Here is a 2,904-nt window from a genome sequence, read left to right as displayed (position 1 = left end):
CGCGAAGAAGATGATCAGGAATGTTGCCGTGAAGGCCTCGCCGATCGCGAGAGCGACGGCGAGAACGACCCAGAGTACGGCTTCCACCCTTGAATCGTGACACGTCGACGCTTGCAACCGCTTCCCCGGTCCGGACCGGGTTTCACGCCCGGAGCCGCACCTCCAGGCTCAGACCCTCGGCACCGACCTCGGCGCGGCCGAACGCGCTGCGCCCGGCAAGCTCGCGGAACTGCTCCGCGGTGCGGGCGCGGCGCCGTAACCAGCTCAGAGTGAACCGTACGAACGCCGCATTCACCCTGCTCAGGCCCATCGGGGCGACCTCCGCCGCGATGTCCGCGCGGGTGGCGGCGGAGTTGAGGTCCTGGATCACGGCGAGGCCGCCGGGGCGCAGCACCCGGTGCATCTCGTCGAGCGCCGCGATGGGGTCAAGGAAGTTCTTGAACGCGGCTTGGCACACGATGAAGTCGAAGGACGAGTCCGGGAACGGCATCGCGGTGGCGTCGCCGTGCCGGAAGCCGGCGGTGACCCCGGCGCGGGCCGCGTTCTCGCCGGCGATCTCGACCATGGTGCGACTGATGTCCAGCCCGGTCACCGCGTGGCCCAGCCGGGCCATCTCGATGGCGTGGTAGCCCGGGCCGGGCGCCACCTCCAGGACGTCGCAGCCCGGCGGCAGCTGCTCGGACAGCTTCTCGGCGATCCGGCGGTACTGCGCCATCTGCGCCGCGCTGCCGCGCTGCTTGGCGTACCACCGTGCGGAGCGCCCCTCCATCTCCGGAACCCGTAGCTTCATGACTCGTCCTCCCCCTCCATCAGTGCGGTCCACTCCGGCGGAGCTCCGCCGGAGGTGTGCCAGGCCCGCCAGGCATCCAGGCCGGGCAGGGTGCCGTCGCGGAGCTCGGCGATCAGCGACCGCACCCAGGCGGCCTCGGCCTCGCGCACGGCCAGCGCGTACTCCTCCTCGATCAGGAACAACCGGGGCACCTCGGCGGTCCATCGCTCCAGATCGGCCCGCTGCCGCTCGATGTCGCCGCTCAGCGCGGCCAGGCGCAGCTCCAGCAGGTCGGCCGCCTCCTCCGGCGGGAGCACGCCGAGCACCGACAGCGCGGCGCCGAACCGGGGCTGCTCCACGGCGGGCTCGGCGAGCAGCTCGTGCATCCACTCCCGCAGCTCGGCGCGGCCGGACTCGGTGATGGCGTACCGCGTGCGCTCCGGGCGGCGGCCGGCGCGCTCGGTGTCGACGGTCTCGATCAGCCCGTGCTTGTCCAGGTTGCCGACCACCGTGTAGAGCGAGCCCCATTTGATCCGCATGTCCTGCTCCTTGCCGGTGCGGCGGAGCATCGTGGCCATCTCGTACGGATGCATGGGCTTGCCCGGCGACAACAACGCCAGCAGCGCCAGCGCCAGAAGGTTGCCGACCCGCCGCTTCGCCATGCCCGCTCCTATATCCGTCGCCGATTACTCGTAGACGAGTATAAGCACGAAGGCGTAGCCAACGGCGCGCGCGCCAGTTACATATGGAAGTTCCCGATGAAAGGCGTGCCGTTGTCCCTGTTGCCGGAAACCGCCCGCCGCGTCTCCGAGATCGCCGCTCGCGCCCAGTCCGCCGGGCGGGTGCCGTCACTGGCCCTGGCGGTGGTCCGCGACCGCGCGGTGCTGCACTTCGCGGCCGCCGGTGAGACCCCGCGGCCCGACCTCAAGACGCAGTACCGCCTCGGTTCGATCACCAAGACGCTGACCGCGACGATCGTCATGCAGCTGCGCGACGAGGGCTTCTTCGCCCTCGACGACCTGCTGTACCGCCACCTGCCCGGCACCCCGCTCGGCGGCATCACGCTGCGCCAGCTCCTCGGCCACGTCTCCGGCCTGCAGCGGGAGCCGGCCGGCCCGTGGTGGGAGCGGGCCACCGGCGGCGACGTCGACCAGCTGCTCGCGGCGCTGCCGTTCGACAAGCCGGCCAACCCGCCCTGGCGGGCGTTCCACTACTCCAACCTGGGGTACGGACTGCTCGGCGCCGTGCTGCAACGGGTCACCGGCGAGTCCTGGCCCACGCTGGTGAGCAAGCGCGTGCTCGACCCGCTGGGCATGAAGCGCACCACCTACGCGCCGGTCGAGCCGTTCGCCCGCGGCTACGTCGTCGACCAGGCCACCGGCGCCCTGCACGAGGAGCCGCGGCTGGACGCCGGCGCGATGGCGCCTGCCGGACAGCTCTGGTCGACGGTCACCGACATGGCGAAGTGGGCCGCGTTCCTGGCCGATCCCGCGCCGGCCGTGCTGAGCCGCGAGACGGTCGACGAGATGTGCACGCCGGTGGTGATCGACGACCTGGAGTCGTGGACCGGCGGGTACGGGCTCGGCCCGCAGCTCTTCCGGGTCGGTGAGCGGGTCTACGTGGGGCACGGCGGTTCGATGCCGGGGTACGTGGCGCATCTGGCTGTGCACCGCAAGAGCCGGCTCGGGGTGGTCGTGTTCGCCAACGCGTACGGGCTGACCGGCACCGGGATCAAGCCGGTGAGCCTGGCGGCGCTGACCGCGGTGCTCGAGTCCGAGCCGGACGTGATCGAGCCGTGGAAGCCGCCCGCGCCACCGAGCGCCGAGGCCGCCGAGCTGGCCGGGCGCTGGTGGTGGATGGGCCGCGAGTACGAGGTGGTGGCCGCCGGCGACGAGGTCGTGATGCGATGCCTGACCGTGCCGTACGCGCCGTGGCGCTTCACCCGCGAGGGCGGTGACCGGTGGCGTGGCCGCACCGGCGACAACGCCGGCGAGATCCTCCAGGTGCTGCGCGAGGCCGACGGCACGGTGGCGGCGCTCGACATCGCCACGTTCGTCTTCAAGAAGGACCCGTCCCACCTGGCCTAGAGGGGCAAGCGAAAAGTGGTAGCTCAGCCACCTGTCCGAGGCTCGGAC

Annotated in this window: 3 protein-coding genes; 1 reads left to right on the top strand and 2 read right to left on the bottom strand. The window is 71.7% G+C overall.

Annotation, left to right across the window (positions count from 1 at the left end):
- Nucleotides 1-142 precede the first annotated feature (142 nt).
- On the bottom strand, nt 143-790 hold the full coding sequence (locus AB0M20_RS35690; RefSeq protein ID WP_364304965.1) for a class I SAM-dependent methyltransferase: 648 nt from the start codon (nt 788-790) through the stop codon (nt 143-145).
- Nucleotides 787-1,431: a PadR family transcriptional regulator gene (locus AB0M20_RS35685; protein ID WP_364304963.1), complete on the bottom strand. Its 645-nt coding sequence runs from the start codon at nt 1,429-1,431 to the stop codon at nt 787-789. Before AB0M20_RS35685 ends, AB0M20_RS35690 begins: the two co-directional genes overlap by 4 nt.
- A 111-nt stretch (nt 1,432-1,542) precedes the next feature.
- Between AB0M20_RS35685 and AB0M20_RS35680 the strand changes: the two genes are divergently transcribed.
- Nucleotides 1,543-2,856, top strand: coding sequence for a serine hydrolase domain-containing protein (locus tag AB0M20_RS35680; protein ID WP_364304967.1), 1,314 nt, complete (start codon nt 1,543-1,545; stop codon nt 2,854-2,856).
- Nucleotides 2,857-2,904: the final 48 nt, after the last annotated feature.

The sequence above is a fragment of the Actinoplanes sp. NPDC051633 genome (assembly GCF_040681735.1).
Classification (GTDB): Bacteria; Actinomycetota; Actinomycetes; order Mycobacteriales; family Micromonosporaceae; genus Actinoplanes.
This window is presented reverse-complemented; position numbering and strand designations above follow the sequence as displayed.

Bases quoted from the DNA above. Each gene is read 5' to 3' on its own strand.
- AB0M20_RS35690 (WP_364304965.1), bottom strand. From the start codon at position 790: ATGAAGCTACGGGTTCCGGAGATGGAGGGGCGCTCCGCACGGTGGTAC.
- AB0M20_RS35685 (WP_364304963.1), bottom strand. From the start codon at position 1,431: ATGGCGAAGCGGCGGGTCGGCAACCTTCTGGCGCTGGCGCTGCTGGCG.